The following is a 19,319-nucleotide window of genomic DNA, read 5'->3' on the forward strand; positions in this document are numbered from 1 at the left end:
GTGGGGCGTGAGGCGGGCCGACGGGGATACCTTGGAGGCGTGATCGACGTACGCCGCTCCGGGGACCGCTTCCGCGGCGGGGACCCGGCCACGGGTGACTCCGCGGGCATCGAGACGCTGCACGCCTTCTCCTTCGGGCGGTTCTACGACCCGGACAACCTGCGCTTCGGGCCGATCCTCGCCTGCAACGAGGAGCGTCTCGCCCCGGGCGCCGGCTTCGACGAGCATCCGCACAGCCACACCGAGATCGTCACCTGGGTGGTGGAGGGCGAACTCACCCACCGCGACTCGGCCTCGCACGCCACGGTCGTCCGGGCCGGGGACGTCCAGCACCTCAGTTCGGCCGCAGGGGTACGGCATGTCGAACGCAACGACGGGGAACACCCGCTGACGTTCGTTCAGATGTGGCTGGCGCCCCTGGAACCCGGCGGGGAGCCCTCCTACACCCACGTCGTCGGGATGGCCGACTCCACCCCGTACGCCCTGCCCGAGGCGGGCGCCGTGCTCCATGTGCGGCGGCCGGCGGAGGGCGAGCGGACCGCCGTGCCCGATGCCGCGGGCGTCTACGTCCACGTCGTGCGGGGCCGTGTGCGGCTCGCGAGCGAGGAGCTGGAGCCGGGCGACGCCGCCCGGATCACGGAGGCGGAGGGGCTGGAGCTGGAGGCACTGGAGCGGGCCGAGGTGCTGCTCTGGGAGCTCGCCTCGGTGTGAGGGCAGGGCAGTCGTCCGTGTACGTCACTGCTTGCCGGTGCCGACCGGGTCCACCACGACCTTCTGGTCGGCGCCGTCGGAGATCTGGAGGCGGAGCGAGACCGACAGGGCCTTGGAGTGGGTCTCGTCGGGCGGGGTGACCTCGATGGCGCTGACGTAGGCACCCGTGCCCTCGGCCGACGGGTAGTGCAGGGTGAAGCGCGTGGTCTCGCCGTTACCCAGGTTGACCAGCGGGGCGTCGATGTCGCTGCGCTCGGCGCTGAGGGGCCCGGAGGCGTCCTGTGACCGCAGGTCGACCCCGGGGAAGCCCTTGAGGGTGCAGGCGTCGCCGGTGTTCTTGAGGCTGACGAGGAGGTCGCCCTCGCCCATGCCGTGAGCGGTGCCGAACTCGAGGTTCGCCGTCTTGCAGGGGCCGGTGTTGATCTGCCCGTTGCCGCTGCCCTGGGCGGACGCCGTGGTGGTCGACCCGTTTCCGGATCCCGTGCTCTTCTCGTCGCCGGAGGCGCTGCTGTCGGTGCTTTCGCTGTTGCTGTCGGAGGCCCCGGCCGAGGAGGAGGAGGCTCCGGAGTCGTTGGTCGCGCTGGCGGCGGAGTCGCCGTCCCCCTGGCACGCGGTGAGCGAGAGACCGGCGGTGAGGATCAGTGCGGTCAGTGTGAGCTTCGTGGCGCGCATCGTGTGCTTCCTTTGCGGTCGGTGCCGTCTGCCCGGCACGAGTGGGCCTTACTGACCTTCAGGACCCGTCCCGACCGGCCGGACGTTCCACCCGGCCTCCCGCTAATACATGCCTGTTACAGGCGATTGTGGGCGCGGGGGCGTGACCGCCCGTGCCGGCAGACCCCGGGAGCGGCGGTCGCGCCGGAGGCCCGTGCCGCTCCCGGCCCGTGAAATGGGGCCCTGGCCACCCGCGCGGTGGTGCCTGACGGCTCGCCGGGGCAACGGTTCGCGCGGTCCTCCGGCGGATCCCGGGGAGCTGCGACGGCTATGACACGGTCGTGACCCGCCGCCCCTTGAAGATCTCCGGCGGCACAACCTCTTCACCCGCGCCACACCTCGCCCCCGCCTCGTCACTTGCTCCGGGCGTCGTACTCATCCCTGCTGGCCTGGATCTCCCCGTTGTGCTCGATGGCCCAGCGGGCGAGCGCCAGGGCGGGCGGGATGAGGCTCTCCCCCTGGGGCGTGAGCGCGTACTCGACTCGGGGCGGGACCTCCGCGTAGGCGGTGCGGGAGACCAGCCCGTCCCGTTCGAGGTTGCGCAGGGTCAGCGTGAGCATCCGTTGCGAGATGCCGGGGATGTGCTGCTGCAGGTGGGAGAAGCGCATGCGCCCCTGCTCCAGCGTCGCCACGGTCAGCATCGTCCACTTGTCGCAGATCCGGTCCAGGATCGCCCGGATCGCCTTGCCGCCGTCCCCCCGGATCATGCAGGTGTGTTCGTACAGCTCCACGACAGCTCCTTGTGCGTAGCTCACATCCGTGTGCCTTTTGCAGGCCTCCCGACAGTCACTCATGATGAGGCAACTTACGGTTCGTAACTAACGAAGGTACTCCCCGTGCAGCTGGCGTACTGGATCGTCGCCGGGCTCCTGGCCCTGTTCTACGTCTACTCGGGAGGCGTGAAGGTCCTGCGGAGCCAGGACCAGCTCCGGCCCATGATGGGCTGGGTCGACCGGACGCCCATGCCGCTGGTCAGGGCGATCGGGGCCGTCGAGGTCCTCGGCGCGCTCGGTCTCGTCCTGCCGCCGCTCACCGGCATCGCGGTCGTGCTCGCCGTCGCCGCCGCGATCGGTCTGGTGCTGGTGCAGATCGGCGGCCTGGCCCTGCACCTGTCCCGCGGCGAGGTGCGGGTGATCGGACTCAACGTCGTCCTTCTGGTGTGGGCCGCAGTGACCGCCTGGCTGGCCACCGTCTGGCTCTGACGGCGCCGGGGCCTCAGGCCTTCGGCCGGTCCGCCAGCTTGTCCAGCTCGCGTATCGCCTGACCGTACGAACTGATCCGGCGCGTCACGGTGCCGATGGCGAAGAGCGTCCCGCCGGCCACCGAGAGCGGAACGGACATCCCGAGCACGGCCAGGACCTTCGGCCAGTCCCGTTCCTGTGCGCAGTAAGTCCCGTGTATCCCACCCTCGTTGGCGGTGCCGCGGTCCGTGAACAGCCGGGACTCGCAGTCGACCGGATACGCGTCGTCCGGCTTCCTGTCCGCCTGGTAGGGCGTCGTCAGCAGCACGGCGGACCAGACCCAGAGGACGGCCGCCAGGGACAGCAGGACGACGCCCCGGGTGCGGCTCTTCGTGGCCTTGTCGCGGAAGTCGAGTTCGAACTCTCGTGAACGCATAGCGGCCGAATCTATAGGAGCCCGATCTTCGCGGGGTCCGCCCGGGCGGGATCAGGCCGTGAAACACCGCAGCCACGCGTCCAGGACGGCGAAGTCCGTACCGGTGAGCCCCCGCCACGCCTCGACGCGATGGAGAAGCGCCGGCCCCGGGTGGTGTGCCTCCACCCAGTCCCGGTCGATGTCCGTGATCTCGTCGTCGACCCAGACGAAGGGGCGCCCGCAGGCCCACCCGACGAGCCCAGGGGTCTTCCAGTGAAGCCCGCGCGGGCCCTGGACGAGGGGCGGATCCGGCCAGCTCACGACCGGCAGTTCCGGCAGCCCGAGCCACGGAGTGAGGTAGGCGTTCGCTTCCGACATCCACGTCGTCGCCCACACGAGCTCGCACGGCAACGCCAGCAGTCGGGGCCCATGACCCGGGTCGGCCCTGTTGACCAGCGGGTTCGCGTCGGCCCCTCCGGGCCCGCGCCCCGCGTCGAAGACCGGATAGCCGTCCGGCAGCTGCTCCCGTGTCGCGCCGAAGGGGATGAGCGGGCCGTCGACGTCGAGGAAGAGAAGGGGCGGAGGAGAACCGGTCACGCCTGCACGGTAACGCCGTTCAGCCCTGGGTGCCGTGCGGAACGCCCTCGCCCGTCCGTGTGGCGAGGACCTCCAGGTAATGCTGGTTCTGCATGAGCCCGAGGACGTTCCCGAAGGGATCCAGGACCGAAGCCTCGAGAAACCCCGCGCCGAACTCCCTTGCTGTTTCGTTGATCTCGGCCCCGAGGCCCAGCGCCCGCTCCACCGCCGCATGGACGTCGTCGACATGCCAGTACACGACGGCGCCGGACGGACCGGCACCAGCACCGCCGTGCTTCCCCAGGTTCTGGACGAAGGCGCTGTCGACCAGCCCGAGTTCGTGTCGGTAGTCCCCGATCCGGAACTCCGCGTAACCCGGGCGCTCGAAGTAGGGCTCCACACCCAGCAGTTCGGTGTACCAATGCTTGGCCGCCGCCAGGTCCGAGGCGTGGAACCTGACGGTGGTGAGACCTTGCAGCATGGGCACTCCTTCGTCGATCGGTGTCGTCGGGAGGAGAGTGCCCCGCATGCAGGTCTGTTTCCGTCCTAGTGGGGGCGGGCGGTCATCGCAGCCCGTCCACGAAGGCCTGCCAGGCGCCCGCGCTCATGACGAGAACGGGGCCGGCCGGGTCCTTGCTGTCCCGGACGGGGACGGAGGCGGCGCAGCCGTCGGCTACCTCGACGCATTCGCCGCCGGTGCTCCCGCTGTAGCTGGACTTACGCCACACCGCGCTCTTCAGGTTCGGACCGGTCGCCATAACGCTCCTCCATCACACGGGTGATCAGTGCCGCGGAGTCCTCGACGGAGAGGGCTGCGGCCTGCAAATGAGCGTAGCGGCGGGCGGCCTCCCTGATGGTCTCGGGGTTGGCGGTCATGTGGCCGGAGATGAGGTCCTCCGTGTAGATGATGTCTGGGTCCTTCTCGAATCGCATCGCCGTGAACGAACCATCCAAGCTTGTGTGTTCACCCACGACGAACGGCAGCACCTGAATCCGCATCCACCGGTGCCTCGTGAACTCCAACAGGCGGGCCAGTTGGTTCCGCATGACCTCGTGGCCGCCGATCGGCCGGTGCAGGACCGCCTCGTCCAGGATCGCCCAGGCCAGGGGTGGTTGCTGCCGCTCCAGGATGCGCTGGCGTTCCAGCCGGGCGGCGAGCAGCCCCTCCAGGTCGTCCGGCATGCCGGTGAGCAGTACGGCCCGCGCGTACTCCTCCGTCTGCAGCAGCCCGTACACCAGCTGCGCCTGGTAGGTGGAGATGTAGGTCGCCTTCGCCTCCATGTCCGCGTACTGCTGGAACCAGGTCGGCAGTTGGCTTCGCAGGACCAGGCCGACCAGGCGGGAGAAGACCCCGTCCGTGCCCAGTGCCGCGTCCAGGCGTTCCGAGAAGTCGCGGGTCGGCACCTTCTTCGTCGTCTCGATCTGGCCGATCAGTGAGCCCGTACAGAAGATGATCTCGCCGAGCTGGCCCTGCCGCAGCCCATGGGCCTCCCGCTGGCGGCGCAGTTCCCAGCCGTAGTAGTCCAGTGGGGAGGCGCTGGGGTCGAGTGACTGCACGTTGGCCACGGCGGGGTGCCTCTCGCTTCAACGCCTGGCGGCGTTCGTTTCAGGTCGTGGCCGAGAGTAATCAGCCCACTGCACTCTGGTGACATGAATCACGTATCCGATACCCGGACCGGTGACGCCGAGGCCGCGGCCTACCGTGCCGATCTCGCGCTGGGGGAGCACTCCGCCCGACACCTGCGGCGCATCCTGCGGCTCTACCTCACCGGCTGGGGCCTGCTCGACGTGGCGGACGCGGCGGAACTGGCCCTCACCGAGCTCGTCGCCAATGTCGTACGGCATGTGCCCGGCCGCCGCTGCCAGACGCTGATCATCCTGCTGCCGGGCCGGGGTGTGCGGGTCGAGATCTCCGATGCGTCGCCCCGCCTGCCCCACGCGGTCGCGGGGGACGCGCTCGACGAGGGCGGGCGGGGGCTGCTGCTGGTGGAGGCCGTCACCGACGGCTGGGGTGTCGAGGCGCGCGGTGACGGCCGGGGGAAGACGGTCTGGTTCGAGTGCGGTCAGCGGGAGGCGCCGAGCTCCGCCAGTACCGCATCGGTGAACGGCGTCCAGACCTCGACCGCCCACGGCCCGAAGGCCCGGTTCGTCAGCGCGACGCAGGCCGCGCCCGCCGCCGGGTCGATCCACAGGAACGTGCCGGACTGGCCGAAGTGTCCGAAGGTGGCGGGGGAGGACGAAAGCCCGGTCCAGTGCGGCGACTTGGAGTCGCGGATATCGAAGCCGAGACCCCAGTCGTTGGGGTTCTGATGACCGTATCCGGGGAGCACGCCCTTGAGACCGGGGTGAACGACGGTCTGGGCCTCCAGGACCGTACGCGGGTCGAGGAGTCGCGGGGCCTGTACCTCGGCGGCGAACCGCACCAGGTCGTCCACCGTCGAGACGCCGTCCTTGGCGGGTGAGCCCTCCACCGCCGTCGAGGTCATGCCCAGGGGTTCGAGGACGGCCTGGCGCACGTACTCGGGGAACGGGATCTCCGTGGCCTTGGCGATGTGGTCGCCGAGCACCTCGAAGCCCGCGTTGGAGTACAGCCTGCGGGTGCCGGGAGGTGCGGTGACCCGGTGCTCGTCGTAGGCGAGACCACTGGTGTGCGCGAGGAGGTGCCGGACGGTCGAGCCCTCGGGGCCGGCCGGTTCGTCCAGCTCGACGGCACCCTCCTCGTAGGCCACCAGCGCGGCGTAGGCGGCGAGCGGCTTGGTCACCGAGGCCAGCGGGAAGCGGTGCGCGGTGGGACCATGGGTACCCAGGAGCGTGCCGTCCGAGGTGACGACGGCGGCTGCCGCGGTGGGGACGGGCCAGTTCTCGATCATCGCCAGGCTCTGCATGCGTACGAGCCTAACGGGAGCCCGAATCCTGGTCGGCCACCCCGTATCGCTTGCTTGGAGTGCACTCCAAGGTTCTAGCGTGGAGGCATGACGGTGATGGAGAGCACTTCCGCACGGACGGACACCTGCGCCTCGGCCCCGAGGGCGCATCCGCGGCCCGAGGGCCAGGACCGCTACACCATCAGCGAGGTCGTGGCCTTCAGCGGGCTCACCGCCCACACGCTGCGCTGGTACGAGCGCATCGGGCTGATGCCGCACGTCGACCGCTCCCACACCGGCCAGCGGCGGTTCAGCAACCGCGACCTGGACTGGCTCGCCTTCGTCGGCAAGCTGAGGCTGACCGGAATGCCGGTCGCCGACATGGTCAGGTACGCCGAACTGGTCCGCGAGGGCGACCACACCTTCACCGAGCGGCAGGAGCTGCTGGAGTCGACCCGGCGCGACGTACAGGCGCGGATCGCGGAGCTCCAGGGAACCCTGGCCGTGCTCGACTTCAAGATCGACTTTTACGGCGGCGCCCGTACGGCGCCGGAAAGGGTCTGAACGACATGAGTGACACCGGAAAGATCGCGACGGCGGAGCTCGGTACCGGCGGCCCGCAGGTCGGCGTGCAGGGACTCGGCTGCATGGGGATCAGCGAGTTCTACGGGGACACCGACGAGGCTGCCGCCCGGGACACCCTGGAGGCGGCGCTGGAAGTGGGCGTGACCCTCTTCGACACCGCCGACATCTACGGGAGCGGGGCCAACGAGACGTTCCTCGCGCCGTTCGTGGGGGCGCACCGCGACGAGATCACGCTGGCGACGAAGTTCGCCATCGAGCGGAGTGACACCGATCCGAACTTCCGCGGGGTGCGCAACGATCCCGCGTACATCCGCCAGGCCGTCGAGGCCAGCCTGCGCCGGCTGGGCACCGATGTCATCGACCTCTACTACATGCACCGCCGCGATCCGCTCGTGCCGCTCGCCGAGTCGGTGGGCGCGATGGCCGACCTGGTGCGGGAGGGCAAGGTCAAGCAGCTCGGGCTCAGCGAGGTGACCGGGGCCGAACTCCGTGAGGCGCACGCCGTGCACCCGATCGCGGCCCTCCAGTCCGAGTGGTCCCTCTTCAGCCGCGACGTCGAGCTCAGCGCCGTTCCGGCCGCCGTCGAGCTCGGGGTGACGCTCGTCCCGTACTCGCCGCTCGGGCGCGGCTTCCTGACCGGGGCGTTCGCGGACGCGGGCAAGGAGCTGAGCGACGGTGACTTCCGTAAGCACCAGCCCCGTTTCACCGGTGAGAACGCGAAGGCCAACGCGGCACTGCTGGAGCCGGTTCACAAGATCGCGGCGGCGCACGGCGCGACGGCCGCGCAGATCGCCCTGGCCTGGGTGCAGCAGCGGGCCCAGGTGCACGGGCTGACCGTGGTGCCGATCCCGGGCACGCGCAAGCGCAGCCGTCTGCTGGAGAACGTCGGGGCGACCCGGCTGACCCTGACCGAGCAGGAACTCCGGTCGCTGGAGCCCATCGCGGGCCAGGTGGCGGGCGACCGCTACCCGGACATGAGCAGCACGGCCACCGCGCGCGAGTAGGTGGCACGGGCAACCGCCCGTGCCCCACGGCTGTCCGGGCACCCGCCCGCGCACGACGGCCGAGGAGTACCCGCTGGTCCGGGTACTCCTCGGCCGGTTCGCGAACTCTCCGGTCACAGCAGGCGCTTGCGGCCCCAGGCGATGACGAAGGTGACGACGGCGGCGCTGACGGCGAGCATGATGCCTGCCCCGAGCCACTGCATCGTGTGCATCTGGGAGGCGGGGAGGTAGTCCATGGACCAGCCGACGACGTGCTGGGCGTCCATGCACGCGCTGTGCGCCCGGGCGTTCTCCGAGTGTTCGAGGCAGGTGGTCCAGGGCAGGCGGTCCCCGGACTCCGTGAGGAAGTAGGTGCCCTGTCCCTGCTGTTCCGCCTGGGCCGGCAGCTCCGGCGGCGACATGCCGGGCCCGACGCCGTCGTGGGTGTTGATCGTCAGGACGTTCCCCAGGCTCCGCCAGCATTCGCTCCAGACGAACCCGATCGCCCCCACGATGCCGAGGGTGACCACCATCGAGACCAGCGTGCGGCGCAGGACCATACCGACCGCCACGCCCACGGTGAGGGCGAGCAGGGCGTGTGCCACCGGCACCGGCCCCGTGACGCTGAAGAAGGCCGTCCAGGTGAGGCTTTCGGAGAGCGTCTTCACCGGGCCCCACCACCAGGTGAACACGGCGGTGAGCGCACCCGTGCACAGCGTGACCAGCACGGCGGGCAGGGCGAGTTTCACGGTCAGCCAGCGCAGCCGGCTGACGGACTGTGAGGTCACCAGCTTCGCGGTCCCGGTCTCCAGGTCGCCCGCGACGAGCGGGGCGCCGAGGAAGACACCCAGCAGGACCGGGACGTAGCTCAGGTAGCTCCCGAGGCTGAACAGAGGGTCTGCCCGGTCCTCGAACTCGGGCGGCATGCTGCCGGACTTCCGCGTGGTCGGGGCGAGGGTGCTCAGGTAGTCCACCAGTTGCCCGCGCAGGTACACCATGGCGATCACGCCGAGCAGGGTGAGGCCGATGAGGGTCCAGAACGCCGCGCGGTGCTGGCGCCAGACGAGCCAGACCGGACCGCCCAGCCGGGGAACCCACCTGTTCCCGGGGCGCGCGGCGGGCGTCGGGCGGGCCGGGTCACGAGTCAGCGTGGTCATGCGGTCACAGCCTTCTGCCGGTCGCGGGTGATGATGTCTCGGATGTCGCCGACCTGGGCGCTGGGGGCGATCAGCGGCGGTGCGTCGGGTGAGCGCAGGTACGCGAGCAGAAGCTCCTCCAGGGTGGGAGGCTCCGCCCGCCCGCCGTACTCGACCGGCCCGCCGAGACGCACCAGGACGCCCGGCCGGCCCTCGCCGCTGTGCGCGTCGACGACCCGGTGCGGGGCGACGACCGGGGACGGGCCGCTCCCCGCGACGTCGAGCAGGGCGTGGGCGGCGCGCAGTTCGTCGACCTCGCCCGCGAGACGCAGGCCACCGTTCGCGATGACGAGCAGGTAGTCGCAGATGTGCTGGAGTTCGGCGAGCATGTGCGAGGACACCAGCACCGTCGTGCCGTGCTGGGCGGCCTCCCGCGTCAGTGTGGTCATGAGTTCACGGCGCACCAGCGGGTCCAGGTCGGACATCGGCTCGTCGAGGACGAGCAGGTCCGGGCGCTTCCCGAAGGCCAGGGCGAAGGCGACGCGGGTGCGCTGACCGCCGGACAGGGTCCCGATCCTCGCTCCCATGGGCACCTGGCCCGCGTGGACGATGCCCTCGGCGACCTCCTGGTCCCAGTGGGGGTTGAACTCGTGGCCGAGCCGGAGGGTCTCCGCCACGGTGAAGCGCCGGAACAGCGGCTTCTCCTGGGTCAGGAACGCGGTGCGCAGGACCGCCTCCGTCGACCCCGGGGCCGCGCCGAACACCCGCAGGGCGCCCGTCGTCGGCCGGATCATGTTGTTGGCCAGGCCCATCAGGGTGCTCTTGCCGGCGCCGTTGGGGCCGACGAGCCCGCAGACCCGCCCGGCCGGCAGCCGGAAGGACACGTCCCGCAGTGCCCAGCCGCGCCGGTACTTCTTGCCGAGCCCCTGGGCCTCGATCGCCGGTTCGCCGACGGGGGGCCCGAACCCCGTTCCGCTTCCGTGGTGCGTTCCTGCGTGGTCCATGCGTGGCTCCTGTGCGTGTGGGGAGGGGCGACCGTGTACGTGTGGGGGAAGGGAGGCCACCTCGTGCGTGGGGGAGGGGCCGCCTTGTACAGTCGCGAGCGCCGTCCGGTGGAGACCACTCTTCTCCGCCGCGCCCCGCGGCGGATCGGGCGAAAGACAGATCGTTGGAGGCCGACTCCGACTTTCGGCCGGTCGGCGGGAGGGCCATGAGGGAGATGCTGGAGACGGTGGACACGGCGGCGGCACCCACGACCGCACGAGGGAAGCGGCGCCTGCTGTTCCTGCCCGTCACCGTCCAGCTGCTGCTCGCCGGGTCCCTGGTCGCCCTCGTCGTGACGGACTGGATGGGCGGCATCTACTGGACACCCGGGCGGCCGGACGAGATCGGTTCCGCCAAGCTGGCCGGCGCCCTGCTGTGCGGGATCCTCGCAGTCGTCTCGCCCCGGCTCGGTGACCGGGCTCTCCCGGCGACCGCCGGCGTGTTCGCGGTCGCGTCGCTGTTCTTCTCGGCCGCGATGCACGTCATGCTGTCGGTCGGTTCGCAGGCGCTCGGCTTCGCCGAGCCGGCGGCTCTGGTGTGGCTCCTGCTGCTCGTCGCGCGACGGGGCAAGCCGTCGTGGGCCGCGGTGGCCGTCCCCCTGCTGCTCATGGCGATCGTGCTGAGGCCGGTGTCGATCTCGGTGAGGCAGACCACCACGATCATGGCGTTGTTCCTGGCCCTGGTGGCGGTCACGGCGCTGGGCATCGGCCTCGGGATGCGTCTGCTCCTGGTGGACCGGCGGCGACAGGCGGCGGCTCTCAAGCTGGAGCAGCGGACGGAGTTCGCCAGGGACCTGCACGACTTCGTCGCCCACCACGTCACCGGCATCGTCGTACAGGCGCAGGGGGCGCAGGCGATCGCGGACCGGCGGCCCGAACTCGTGCCGCCGGCGCTGGAGCGGATCGAACAGGCGGGCTCGGAGGCGCTGACCTCGATGCGGCACATGGTGGGGATGCTGCGTGACGCCGACGGAGAGGTGGCGCTGACGCCCCTGGCGGGCATCGGCGAAGTGCGTTCGCTGGTCGAGGAGTTCTCGGCCTTCGGCGGCGCGCGGGCCAGGCTCGAACTGGAGGGTGCCTTCGACGACCTTCCGGTGGAGGTGACCACCACCGCGCACCGGGTGGTGATGGAGGCCCTCACCAACGTACGCAAGCACGCCCACGGGTGCACCGAGGTGCGGGTGCGCGTGGACCGCTCGGCGGACCGGGTCACCGTGCGGGTCAGCGACGACGGACGGCCGCGCCCCGTCTCCCGGAGCGGCTTCGGGCTGAAGGGACTGGCCGAGCGGGTGGGCCTGATCGGCGGAAGCGTCCAGGCCGGGCCGGTGACGGCCGGTGGCTGGGGCGTCGAGGCGACGCTCCCGGCGACCACCGCGGGCGTGGCCGCCTCATGACGATCCGCGTACTGATCGCCGACGACCAGGCCATGGTCCGCGCCGGCTTCGCGATGATCCTCGCGGCCGAGGACGACATCGACGTCGTCGCGGAGGCCGCCGACGGGGTGTTCGCCGTCGAACTCGCCGAGCGCCACCGGCCCGACGTGGTGCTGATGGACATCCGCATGCCCCGCATGGACGGGCTGGAGGCCCTGCGCAGGCTGACCCGCCCGGGCACCGTGAACCCGCCGAAGATCGTCGTGGTCACGACGTTCGACGACGACGAGTACGTCCAGCGCGCCCTGAGCGAGGGCGCCTCCGGGTTCCTGATCAAGGACTCCGGCCCCGCCCTGCTGGTCGAGGCGATCAGGGCCGCCGCCTCGGGAGAGGCGCTGGTGAGCCCCGCCATCACCGTCCGCCTGCTGCGGCAGCTCAACAGCGCGCCGGCCCCGTCCAGGAAGCCACACACCGCCCTCTCCGCCCGGGAGAACGATCTCGTGCGCCTGGTGGCCAGAGGGCTGACCAACGCCGAGATCGCGGCCGAACTCACCATCTCCGTGGGCACGGTGAAGACCCACCTCGGCAACGTGCAGACCAAACTGTCCGCCCGCAACCGCGTGGAGATCGCCGCCTGGGCCTGGGAATCCGGTCTGGTCGACGGGCGGGGCTGAGCCCGTTCCGCGTCTTCCGGGGATGCCTCAGGCCAGTCGCAGGGCGAACACCGCGAAGCCCGCGGCGAGCAGTCCGGCGGCCGCCCGGCGGACGTTACCGGCGCGGTCGCCCGTCTCCCAGGGGTCCTCGAACCGCCGGGCGTAACGGGAGATCAGCACCAGCAGACCGGCGAACAACGGCAGCCACGCCAGCCGGGCCACGATCCAGCCGACCGAGTCCGGGCTCGTCGTCAGCCCAGGTACCACGCCCGCGAACGACGCCGGGACCGCCGCGGCCAGCATCGCCGTCTGGTGCCAGCACAGGATCGTCATCGCCGACAGGTTGATCACCACCACGGGGGCCCACAGGACGGGACGGCGCAGCGCCCGGCCGATCCGTCCGTGCAACAGGACCGCCGCACCGCTCTGCGCCGAGGCCAGCGCCAGGACCAGCAGCGACGGCGGATGGGAGTTGGTCCGCGCCTCGCCCGGTACGCCGACCATCGACGCCGGGTAGTGGAAGGCGAGCAGCAGTACGGCGAAGAGGGCCGTGCCACCGACGAGCAGGAGCCGGGCGCCGCGCCGGGAGAGACGGCCCTGCCCCCAGCAGACGCCGAGCTGATAGGCGAAGAGCCAGCCGGGCAGGATGTTCAGCACCCCGACCCAGGACGGCACGGCGTCCGCGTACGGTCCGTAGCGCAGGAAGTCGACCACGGCGACCGAGCCGATCAGCGGGACCGCCGCCCAGCCGCCGAACCTCCTGGCCAGACGCACGCAGCAGGGTGTGAGCGCCGTGACCAGGGCGTACACCCCGACGAACCAGAGCGGCTGGATCACCAGCTTCGCGCCCGTGCGCAGGGTGTCCTCGGGCACGCCGACGGCGTACAGCACCGGGATCATCAGCGCCCACACGGCGGTCACACCGAGCACCGGTCTGCCCAGCCGGACCATCCGGCCGCGCAGCCAGGCCCCGCCGGTGGACGGCCTGCGGTGGTAGGAGAGGACGGAGGCGTAGCCGCCGACCAGGAAGAAGACGCCCAGCATCTGGAGCACCCAGCTCACCGGGGAGAACACGGCGAACGTGGAGAGCGGGCTGGCGTTGTGCAGGGCGCCGTCGCCGTCCCGGGTGAACCCGCCGAGGAGCCAGTGGCCGGCGGGCACCGCCATCAGCGCGAGGGCGCGCAGCCCGTCGACCGCGCGGTCGCGGTGGGCCGGGGTGGACGCGTCGATCCGGGAGACCAACTGCCGCACGCTCACCGGGAGTCCCCCTCGGCGATGGCCGCGAAGGCGCGCAGCGAGTCCGTGCCGGGCGCGAAGTAGCCGGTGTGGCCCTTCGCGTCCTCGGCGGGCACCCGCCGGGCCCCGAACGCCTCGCCGGCGGGGTCGGCGCCGTGCCCGAGACCCGCCACCCGGACATGCGGAACGTCGTCGATCCAGTCGGTGTCGTCCTTGGCGGCCCAGACACGCGCCCCGGTGCGCAGCCCGGCCACGTCGTCGGCGCGCATCCCGGGGGAGCCGAGCACCACCAGGTCGGTGGCGCCGAGCCGCGGGGCCGCGAGCCCGCAGACGACCGAGCCGTAGCTGTGGCAGAACACGACGGGCGAGGGCAGACCGTCGGCAGCCAGCCCCTCGGTGAACCGGGTCAGCCTGCCGGCACCGGCCTCGGCCAAACCGCCGGTCGCCGCGTCCAGGCCGAGCCCGACGGGGGTGGTGTAACCGGCCCAGGCGATCACCGCGCTGCCCGGGGCCGTCTCGGCGTACAGCGACTGCGCCATGCCCGCCGGGGTGCCGTACACGTCGTTCCTCCGGTCGAAGGTCCCCGCGTCGATGTCCGACCCGGGTACGACGACGGACACGTGCCGCGCGGAGCGCAGGTCACCGAACACCTCGGCGACCTGGCCCCGCCCCCGCGGGTCGAACGCCAGGATCTGCCGGCCGGATGCGGCGAGTCGGGTGTACCGGGAGTCGTGGGAGGCCCTCAGCGCACGGGCGTTGGCGCGGTAGCGGAGCTCCAGCGGCGCCCCGTCCAGATTGCCGACCACCAACGGGTGCCGCTCCAACAGGATCTGCCGTTCCCGGGCACTCAACCCGGCGAAGAAGACACTCACTTGTGCTGCCGTCGCGCTGCCCGGGTCAGGCAGTTCCCGACTTAGCACCCCGTCCGCACGCCAGGAGGCACTGCCGGGCGGCGGCCCCGTCACCGCCCGCTGGGTGGTTCCGGACGCCCATCCCGTCGTCCCCGCCACCACCGCGCCCGCCAGTGCGACCGCGGCCAGCGTCCTCGCGAACCGTCGCATCGTGCCCTCCCCGTCCGATGTGCGCACACCGGTCGGTGCGCCGGAGAGGAAGGTAGGAGGCCTGCGGGTGACAGGGCGTCACCCCGGGGAGCCAACTGCCGGGTGATACCGGGGTAGGGGGAGTACGGGGGGGCACCCCCACCGCGAAGCGGGGGATGGCCCCTGGCTACTGCTCTCCCGGAGTCACCAGCCCCGACTCGTACGCGAAGATCACCGCCTGCGCCCGGTCCCGGAGCCCGAGCTTGGCCAGCACCCGGCCGATGTGGGTCTTCACCGTCTGCTCGGCCAGCACCAGCCGCGCCGCGATCTCCTGGTTCGACAGGCCCCGGGCGATCAGCTCCAGGACCTCCCGCTCGCGCGGTGTCAGGCCGTTCAGCCGCAGCGCCGGCCCACCGGACGGCGCCGCCGGCCTCCGGCGCGCGAAGTCCGCGATGAGCCGCCGGGTCACGGACGGCGCGAGCAGCGCGTCCCCCGCCGCCACGACCCGCACCGCCGAGATCAGATCCGCCGGCGGGGCGTCCTTCAGCAGGAACCCGGACGCCCCCGCGCGCAGCGCCTCGTAGACGTAGTCGTCGACGTCGAACGTGGTGAGCATCAGAACCTTCGGCCGGTGGACCACACCCGGCGGTGGGGTCAACAGCTCCCGGGCGGCGGCCAGTCCGTCCATCTCCGGCATCCGGACGTCCATCAGGACGACATCCGGATGCGCCGACCTGCTGACCTCGACGCCCTTCCGTCCGTCCGGGGCCTCACCCACCACGTCGATGTCGCTCTGCGCCGACAGCAGCGCCGCGAACCCGGCCCGCACCATGGCCTGGTCGTCGACGATGATCACGCGGATGGTCACGGTTCCTCCGGGGTCACGGATGCCGGGGCGGCTGGGGCGGCGGCAACGGGAGCCGCGCGGCGACCCGGAAGCCCCCGTCCGGCAGGGGACCGGTGTCGAGCGTGCCGCCGGTCAACCGTACGCGCTCCCGCATGCCGACCAGCCCGTGTCCCGTCCCCGACGTCTCCAGCGATGAACCGGGCTTCTCCGGCCTCCCGTTGACGACCAGTACCGTGAGATGGCCCTCGCGTGCCGTGACCGACACCCGCGTCCGCGCACCCGGAGCGTGCCGGACCACGTTGGCCAGCGCCTCCTGCACGATGCGGTACGCCGACAGGTCCACGGTCTGCGGCACCCCGCCCCGCTCCACCGCCTCGGCCACGTCGGCCGCCAGCGACAGCTCGGCCGGGAGCCCCGCCCGCACCGTCGCCTCCACCAGCTGCTGCACCCGGTCGAGACCCGGCTGCGGAGCCAGTTCACCCCGGGTGCCGTCACTGCGGAGCACCGACAGCAGCCGTCGCATCTCGGTCAGGGACTCCCGTGCGCCGGCCGCGATCGACGCGAACTCCGCCCGCGCCTCGTCGGAGAGCCCGCCGACCCGGTACGGCGCCGAGTCGGCCTGCACCGTGATCACCGACATGTGGTGCGCGACCACGTCGTGCAGCTCACGCGCGATCCGGGTGCGCTCCTCCAGTAGGGTCCGCTGCGCCCGCTCGGCCTCACTGATCGTCTCCTGCTCGACGAGCCTCCGCTGGGCCTCGCCCCGCTCCCGCACGGCCGCCCCGATCACCAGCACCACCCCGCCGAGGACGAAGAGCAGGACCCCGGTGCCGCCGCTGCGCCCGGGCGCGACCAGATACAGCAGGAGCCCTGCCGTTCCCGTCACCAGCCAGACGCCGATCACGGTCCGCCGGCTCTCCCGCAGTGCGAGCGCGAGCAGCACGAAGAGGTAGGCCACGACGGCCGGAGGCGTCCACGGCCAGATGGTGCCCGGCTCCTCCGGCCCCCGGCCCAGCAGCACCAGAGCTCCCAGGACATCGGCCGTGAAGACGATCCACCAGGCCTGGAGCGGGCGGTGCGCCAGCATCAGCAGGGGTGCGGCCTGTCCGACGCCCAGGGCTCCGGCCAGGCCGCCGGGCACGGCGTAGTCGTCGGCCAGGACCTGGATCGTGACGGGGACGAAGACCGCCGCGAGGGCGACCACGGCCGCGTACGGAAGCAGTCGCAGCCACCGCCTCGGGGACCCCGCGAACAGCGGGGTCGGCGGATGGGACGCGTGGGACAGCCCGTGGGCGAGCTCGCGCAGATTGCGGCGGGTGGCGCTCAGCAGACCGTCGGAGGGCGGGGGCCCGGCGGGTGAAGGGGACATGGTCGGGTCAGAGTAGGCGCGGAGTGTGCCGGGCGGCGTCATACCGGGGGGTGGACCGCGGGCACCCGGCCCCGTACCGGAGTAGGGGGTGTCCGCGCCGGCGGCCCCGCGGCCGTCCTCCCGGCACGTCCTACAGCTCGGCGAGGAGTTCGGCCTTCTTGGCGCTGTACTCCGTGTCCGTCACCAGGCCCGCCTGGTGCAGGTCCCCGAGGTGGCGCATCCGCTCGGCGATGTCCGCCGGGTCGCGCCGTGCCCCGCCCACCGGGACGGGAGCCGTCGCGACGGGCACGGACTGCGTGCGGCGGACGGACTCCAGGACCGCCGCGGCGAAGGGCAGCGACTCGTGCACCGGCCCGTACCCCAGGCCGAACACGACCGACGCGGGGTCCTGGTCGGGCTGGGCCCGTGGCACGGCGGGACGGCCCGCGCCGGGCACCGGGTCCGCAGCCGGGGCGTCCGCCTCCGAGCCGGCCACCGCGCCACGCGGCACCAGCCGGAGATACCCCTCCAGGGCCTCGGGCGACCGCCACTCGACCCCGGTCAGGTCCGCCACGGGAAACGTCTGGTCGCCCGCCTTCCACTTGGCGCTCGACGCCCCCGTCCAGAACCACCGGAAGGAGACCAGGGCCCCGTCGAAGCCCGCCCGGCCGTCGTACGCCTTGAAGTGCATCGGCGCCTCGGGGGCCGTCACCAGGAAACGTTCGGTGGGAAGCGAGGCCTCGGGGCCCAGCACACCGCGCAGCTCGTCGGCGTAGTACTCGGCGAGCGTCTCGCGCTCGCCCGGCAGTACCAGGCGGTAGGGGTCGCTGCTCTCCTTGAGCTGCCCGGCCGCCGCCTCCAGCAGCGGATCGGCGCCAGGTCTGGGCACGGCGCGCAGCACCACCGTGCCCCGCTTGCCGGGAGTCAGCGTCACCGACGACAGCGCCGCGTACGGAACGCGGCGCTCACGCAGGCTCTGGAGCAGCCTCGGCGTGCGGATCCCCCGTTCGAAGCGGATGAGCACGGAGTCGGTGTCGAACTCCCAGGTGGCTTGAATTCCGGCCAGCACATCACCCATGTGCCTCATCGTATGTGGCACAGGCCCGCACGTCCCCCTTCGGTACAGACGAAATCGGGCAGGCCGTTCGTCGCTCTCTACGCGCGTCAGGCGCCTCTCTACGCGCGTCAGGCGCCTCTCTACGCGCGTCAGGTCCCTGACTCGCCGGAAATCTCCCGGTGGCACGCGTCGTCGGAGGTCGCGCAGCTGACCGAGTCGTAGGCCCCCACGCCGATCGCGGCGAAGTTGCTGAGACTCTCGGTGCCCGGCTCGAAATAGCCGCTGTGCCCGATCGCGCCGCTCGCCGACACGATCCGCGCGCCGAAGGCCGGGTCGACCGGGTCGGCGCCGTGCCCGAGCCCGCCGACCGCCAGGTTGGGGACGTCCTCGATCCAGTCGTCACCGTCCCGCATGGCCCACACCCTCGCCCGGGTGTGCAGGGCGCCGGCGTTGTCCGCCCGCATCCCCGGACTGCCCGCGACCGCGATGTCGGACACCCTGGACGGCAGCCCGCGCGCGGCGACTCCGCACAGCACCGATCCGTAGCTGTGACAGAACAGTGAGACGTCCGACGTGCCGGGCAGCGCCCTCACCAGGGCGTTCAGCCGCAATGCGCCCTCCGAGGCCAGTCCGCCCAGTGCGGCGTCCATGCCGATCCCGGCGGGCGCCGTGTAGTCGGCCCACGCGATGACCGCCGAACGAGAGGCCGGGCTCGCCGACCGCTCCGCGTCGTACAGCGAACGGGCCATGCCGACGGGCGCGGCGTTCTTCTTCACGCCGGTCCGCTCCAGCGTCAGCAGATTGGTGTCCACCCCGGGCACGACGACCGAGATCCGCTCGGCCCGGTCGAGGTCGCCGAAGACCTCGGCGGCCCGGCCGCGTCCCGACGGATCGAACGTGAGGATCTGCCGGTCACCGGCGAGCAGGGAACGGAAGCGGTCCAGCCGGAGCACGGCCTGACGGTGCCCGTCCGGAGAGAGCCGCACGTCCTGCGTCCGCTGCTCCTCGGCCGATTCGGCCTGCTCCAGGGCATGCCGGTTCGCCCGGTAGCGCAGGGTCACCGGCGCACCGTCCATGTTCCCCACGACCAGCGGGTACTTGTCGGCGAGGGCGACCTGCTGGCCCGCCGTGAGCGCCGCGAAGAAATGCGCCAGCCGGTATGCCGGGGCACCCACGTCCGGAAGGACGCGACCGGCTATCCGGTCCTTCGCCCAGGAAGCGAGCGCGATCTCGCGCGGTTCGGCCGAGTGCTGATGACGCACGGCGGTCCACCCGGTGGTCGCCAGCATCACGAACACGACCGCGATGGCGAGCAGCGCGCGCCATGCGGTGAGCGTGGGGGAGGAATCGAAGGAAGTCACTGAGCCCCACCCTAGGAGACGCTCACATCGCGCCGTGACAGGGGTGACACGGATCACTCGTCCGCGGGGAATTGACCGCCCGTCTCTTACGCTCCGTATGCTCCGGATCCACGTACCGGCGCGCGACGAGCCCCCCGGCCGCCCGAAACGGCCCGGAGAACCGGGGTGTTGTGATGTCGGCCATGCGGAGCCGGTGAGG

The 19,319-nt window shown here is 71.8% G+C and carries 22 protein-coding genes and 1 pseudogene; 7 read left to right on the plus strand and 16 right to left on the minus strand.

All coding sequences use genetic code 11. From position 1 onward, the window contains the following. The first annotated feature begins 39 nt into the window (after positions 1-39). The gene (locus LWJ43_RS23345) at positions 40-711 is read left to right on the plus strand and encodes a pirin family protein (RefSeq protein ID WP_277334166.1); all 672 of its coding nucleotides are present in this window, start codon (positions 40-42) and stop codon (positions 709-711) included. Positions 712-735: 24 nt separating this feature from the next. Here LWJ43_RS23345 and LWJ43_RS23350 read toward each other — a convergent pair whose 3' ends face one another. Together LWJ43_RS23350 and LWJ43_RS23355 are read right to left on the minus strand one after the other, a co-directional pair. Continuing rightward, the gene (locus LWJ43_RS23350) at positions 736-1,383 is read right to left on the minus strand and encodes a DUF4232 domain-containing protein (protein WP_277334167.1); all 648 of its coding nucleotides are present in this window, start codon (positions 1,381-1,383) and stop codon (positions 736-738) included. Between the two features lie 392 nt (positions 1,384-1,775). Further along, a complete protein-coding gene (locus LWJ43_RS23355; protein WP_277334168.1) occupies positions 1,776-2,153 on the minus strand; it encodes a winged helix-turn-helix transcriptional regulator in 378 nt (125 codons plus the stop codon). 105 nt (positions 2,154-2,258) lie between these two features. On the opposite strand from LWJ43_RS23355, the gene LWJ43_RS23360 reads away from it, so the two are divergent. Further along, positions 2,259-2,624 (plus strand): DoxX family protein, encoded by a 366-nt coding sequence (locus LWJ43_RS23360; RefSeq protein ID WP_277334169.1) that lies wholly within the window; start codon positions 2,259-2,261, stop codon positions 2,622-2,624. Between the two features lie 13 nt (positions 2,625-2,637). Here LWJ43_RS23360 and LWJ43_RS23365 read toward each other — a convergent pair whose 3' ends face one another. From LWJ43_RS23365 to LWJ43_RS23385, 5 genes are all read right to left on the minus strand, one after another. Further along, positions 2,638-3,039: a hypothetical protein gene (locus tag LWJ43_RS23365; protein WP_277334170.1), complete on the minus strand. Its 402-nt coding sequence runs from the start codon at positions 3,037-3,039 to the stop codon at positions 2,638-2,640. Between the two features lie 51 nt (positions 3,040-3,090). Continuing rightward, a complete protein-coding gene (locus tag LWJ43_RS23370) occupies positions 3,091-3,615 on the minus strand; it encodes an HAD domain-containing protein (RefSeq protein WP_277334171.1) in 525 nt (174 codons plus the stop codon). Between the two features lie 19 nt (positions 3,616-3,634). Continuing rightward, positions 3,635-4,075, minus strand: coding sequence for a VOC family protein (locus LWJ43_RS23375; protein WP_277334172.1), 441 nt, complete (start codon positions 4,073-4,075; stop codon positions 3,635-3,637). An 82-nt stretch (positions 4,076-4,157) separates the two neighbouring features. Beyond that, positions 4,158-4,352, minus strand: coding sequence for a DUF397 domain-containing protein (locus tag LWJ43_RS23380; protein ID WP_277334173.1), 195 nt, complete (start codon positions 4,350-4,352; stop codon positions 4,158-4,160). Next, complete coding sequence (locus LWJ43_RS23385; protein ID WP_277334174.1) at positions 4,312-5,160, minus strand: helix-turn-helix domain-containing protein; 849 nt, start codon at positions 5,158-5,160, stop codon at positions 4,312-4,314. The genes LWJ43_RS23380 and LWJ43_RS23385 overlap by 41 nt, the downstream gene beginning before the upstream one ends. Positions 5,161-5,244: 84 nt before the next feature. On the opposite strand from LWJ43_RS23385, the pseudogene LWJ43_RS23390 reads away from it, so the two are divergent. Further along, positions 5,245-5,655 (plus strand): annotated as a pseudogene (locus LWJ43_RS23390) (ATP-binding protein); the annotation flags it as partial. A gap of 2 nt (positions 5,656-5,657) precedes the next feature. On the opposite strand, the gene LWJ43_RS23395 reads toward LWJ43_RS23390, so the two are convergent. Beyond that, positions 5,658-6,479 (minus strand): serine hydrolase domain-containing protein, encoded by an 822-nt coding sequence (locus LWJ43_RS23395; RefSeq protein ID WP_277334175.1) that lies wholly within the window; start codon positions 6,477-6,479, stop codon positions 5,658-5,660. A gap of 87 nt (positions 6,480-6,566) precedes the next feature. Here LWJ43_RS23395 and LWJ43_RS23400 point away from each other — a divergent pair, with 87 nt between their 5' ends. Both LWJ43_RS23400 and LWJ43_RS23405 read left to right on the plus strand, forming a co-directional pair. Continuing rightward, complete coding sequence (locus LWJ43_RS23400; RefSeq protein WP_277334176.1) at positions 6,567-7,022, plus strand: MerR family transcriptional regulator; 456 nt, start codon at positions 6,567-6,569, stop codon at positions 7,020-7,022. A 5-nt stretch (positions 7,023-7,027) separates the two neighbouring features. Beyond that, a complete protein-coding gene (locus tag LWJ43_RS23405; protein WP_277334177.1) occupies positions 7,028-8,047 on the plus strand; it encodes an aldo/keto reductase in 1,020 nt (339 codons plus the stop codon). Positions 8,048-8,160: 113 nt separating this feature from the next. Here the strand turns inward: LWJ43_RS23405 and LWJ43_RS23410 are convergent, their stop codons facing one another. Both LWJ43_RS23410 and LWJ43_RS23415 read right to left on the minus strand, forming a co-directional pair. Further along, positions 8,161-9,183 (minus strand): ABC transporter permease, encoded by a 1,023-nt coding sequence (locus LWJ43_RS23410; protein ID WP_277334178.1) that lies wholly within the window; start codon positions 9,181-9,183, stop codon positions 8,161-8,163. Then, the gene (locus LWJ43_RS23415; protein WP_277334179.1) at positions 9,180-10,166 is read right to left on the minus strand and encodes an ABC transporter ATP-binding protein; all 987 of its coding nucleotides are present in this window, start codon (positions 10,164-10,166) and stop codon (positions 9,180-9,182) included. Before LWJ43_RS23415 ends, LWJ43_RS23410 begins: the two co-directional genes overlap by 4 nt. 206 nt (positions 10,167-10,372) lie before the next feature. Between LWJ43_RS23415 and LWJ43_RS23420 the strand changes: the two genes are divergently transcribed. Both LWJ43_RS23420 and LWJ43_RS23425 read left to right on the plus strand, forming a co-directional pair. Then, positions 10,373-11,599, plus strand: a complete 1,227-nt coding sequence (locus LWJ43_RS23420; protein ID WP_277334180.1) for a sensor histidine kinase — start codon at positions 10,373-10,375, stop codon at positions 11,597-11,599. Continuing rightward, positions 11,596-12,252 (plus strand): response regulator, encoded by a 657-nt coding sequence (locus LWJ43_RS23425; RefSeq protein WP_277334181.1) that lies wholly within the window; start codon positions 11,596-11,598, stop codon positions 12,250-12,252. Before LWJ43_RS23420 ends, LWJ43_RS23425 begins: the two co-directional genes overlap by 4 nt. Positions 12,253-12,279: 27 nt before the next feature. Here the strand turns inward: LWJ43_RS23425 and LWJ43_RS23430 are convergent, their stop codons facing one another. The 6 genes from LWJ43_RS23430 to LWJ43_RS23455 all read right to left on the minus strand — a co-directional run bounded on the left by LWJ43_RS23430 (position 12,280) and on the right by LWJ43_RS23455 (position 19,120). Continuing rightward, complete coding sequence (locus LWJ43_RS23430) at positions 12,280-13,488, minus strand: acyltransferase family protein (RefSeq protein WP_277334182.1); 1,209 nt, start codon at positions 13,486-13,488, stop codon at positions 12,280-12,282. Continuing rightward, positions 13,485-14,528: an alpha/beta hydrolase gene (locus tag LWJ43_RS23435; protein WP_277334183.1), complete on the minus strand. Its 1,044-nt coding sequence runs from the start codon at positions 14,526-14,528 to the stop codon at positions 13,485-13,487. The genes LWJ43_RS23430 and LWJ43_RS23435 overlap by 4 nt, the downstream gene beginning before the upstream one ends. 166 nt (positions 14,529-14,694) lie before the next feature. Beyond that, complete coding sequence (locus LWJ43_RS23440; protein ID WP_277334184.1) at positions 14,695-15,375, minus strand: response regulator; 681 nt, start codon at positions 15,373-15,375, stop codon at positions 14,695-14,697. A gap of 13 nt (positions 15,376-15,388) precedes the next feature. Next, positions 15,389-16,723 carry a sensor histidine kinase gene (locus LWJ43_RS23445; protein WP_277334185.1) on the minus strand — a complete coding sequence of 445 codons (1,335 nt, stop codon included), beginning with the start codon at positions 16,721-16,723 and terminating at the stop codon, positions 15,389-15,391. A gap of 130 nt (positions 16,724-16,853) precedes the next feature. After that, complete coding sequence (locus tag LWJ43_RS23450; RefSeq protein WP_277334186.1) at positions 16,854-17,780, minus strand: DUF4429 domain-containing protein; 927 nt, start codon at positions 17,778-17,780, stop codon at positions 16,854-16,856. Positions 17,781-17,908: 128 nt separating this feature from the next. Continuing rightward, entirely contained in the window at positions 17,909-19,120 is a 1,212-nt protein-coding gene (locus tag LWJ43_RS23455) for an alpha/beta hydrolase (protein ID WP_277334187.1), read from the minus strand. Positions 19,121-19,319: the final 199 nt, after the last annotated feature.

It is taken from the genome of Streptomyces sp. JH34 (assembly GCF_029428875.1).
Taxonomy (GTDB): Bacteria; Actinomycetota; Actinomycetes; order Streptomycetales; family Streptomycetaceae; genus Streptomyces.

What these genes read in the sequence shown, in the direction of transcription:
- LWJ43_RS23365 (WP_277334170.1), bottom strand. Translation starts at nt 3,039, where the DNA reads ATGCGTTCACGAGAGTTCGAACTCGACTTCCGCGACAAGGCCACGAAG.
- LWJ43_RS23405 (WP_277334177.1), top strand. Translation starts at nt 7,028, where the DNA reads ATGAGTGACACCGGAAAGATCGCGACGGCGGAGCTCGGTACCGGCGGC.
- LWJ43_RS23350 (WP_277334167.1), bottom strand. Translation starts at nt 1,383, where the DNA reads ATGCGCGCCACGAAGCTCACACTGACCGCACTGATCCTCACCGCCGGT.
- LWJ43_RS23380 (WP_277334173.1), bottom strand. Translation starts at nt 4,352, where the DNA reads ATGGCGACCGGTCCGAACCTGAAGAGCGCGGTGTGGCGTAAGTCCAGC.
- LWJ43_RS23445 (WP_277334185.1), bottom strand. Translation starts at nt 16,723, where the DNA reads ATGTCCCCTTCACCCGCCGGGCCCCCGCCCTCCGACGGTCTGCTGAGC.
- LWJ43_RS23425 (WP_277334181.1), top strand. Translation starts at nt 11,596, where the DNA reads ATGACGATCCGCGTACTGATCGCCGACGACCAGGCCATGGTCCGCGCC.
- LWJ43_RS23450 (WP_277334186.1), bottom strand. Translation starts at nt 17,780, where the DNA reads ATGGGTGATGTGCTGGCCGGAATTCAAGCCACCTGGGAGTTCGACACC.
- LWJ43_RS23375 (WP_277334172.1), bottom strand. Translation starts at nt 4,075, where the DNA reads ATGCTGCAAGGTCTCACCACCGTCAGGTTCCACGCCTCGGACCTGGCG.
- LWJ43_RS23400 (WP_277334176.1), top strand. Translation starts at nt 6,567, where the DNA reads ATGACGGTGATGGAGAGCACTTCCGCACGGACGGACACCTGCGCCTCG.
- LWJ43_RS23395 (WP_277334175.1), bottom strand. Translation starts at nt 6,479, where the DNA reads ATGCAGAGCCTGGCGATGATCGAGAACTGGCCCGTCCCCACCGCGGCA.
- LWJ43_RS23420 (WP_277334180.1), top strand. Translation starts at nt 10,373, where the DNA reads ATGAGGGAGATGCTGGAGACGGTGGACACGGCGGCGGCACCCACGACC.
- LWJ43_RS23410 (WP_277334178.1), bottom strand. Translation starts at nt 9,183, where the DNA reads ATGACCACGCTGACTCGTGACCCGGCCCGCCCGACGCCCGCCGCGCGC.
- LWJ43_RS23435 (WP_277334183.1), bottom strand. Translation starts at nt 14,528, where the DNA reads ATGCGACGGTTCGCGAGGACGCTGGCCGCGGTCGCACTGGCGGGCGCG.
- LWJ43_RS23415 (WP_277334179.1), bottom strand. Translation starts at nt 10,166, where the DNA reads ATGGACCACGCAGGAACGCACCACGGAAGCGGAACGGGGTTCGGGCCC.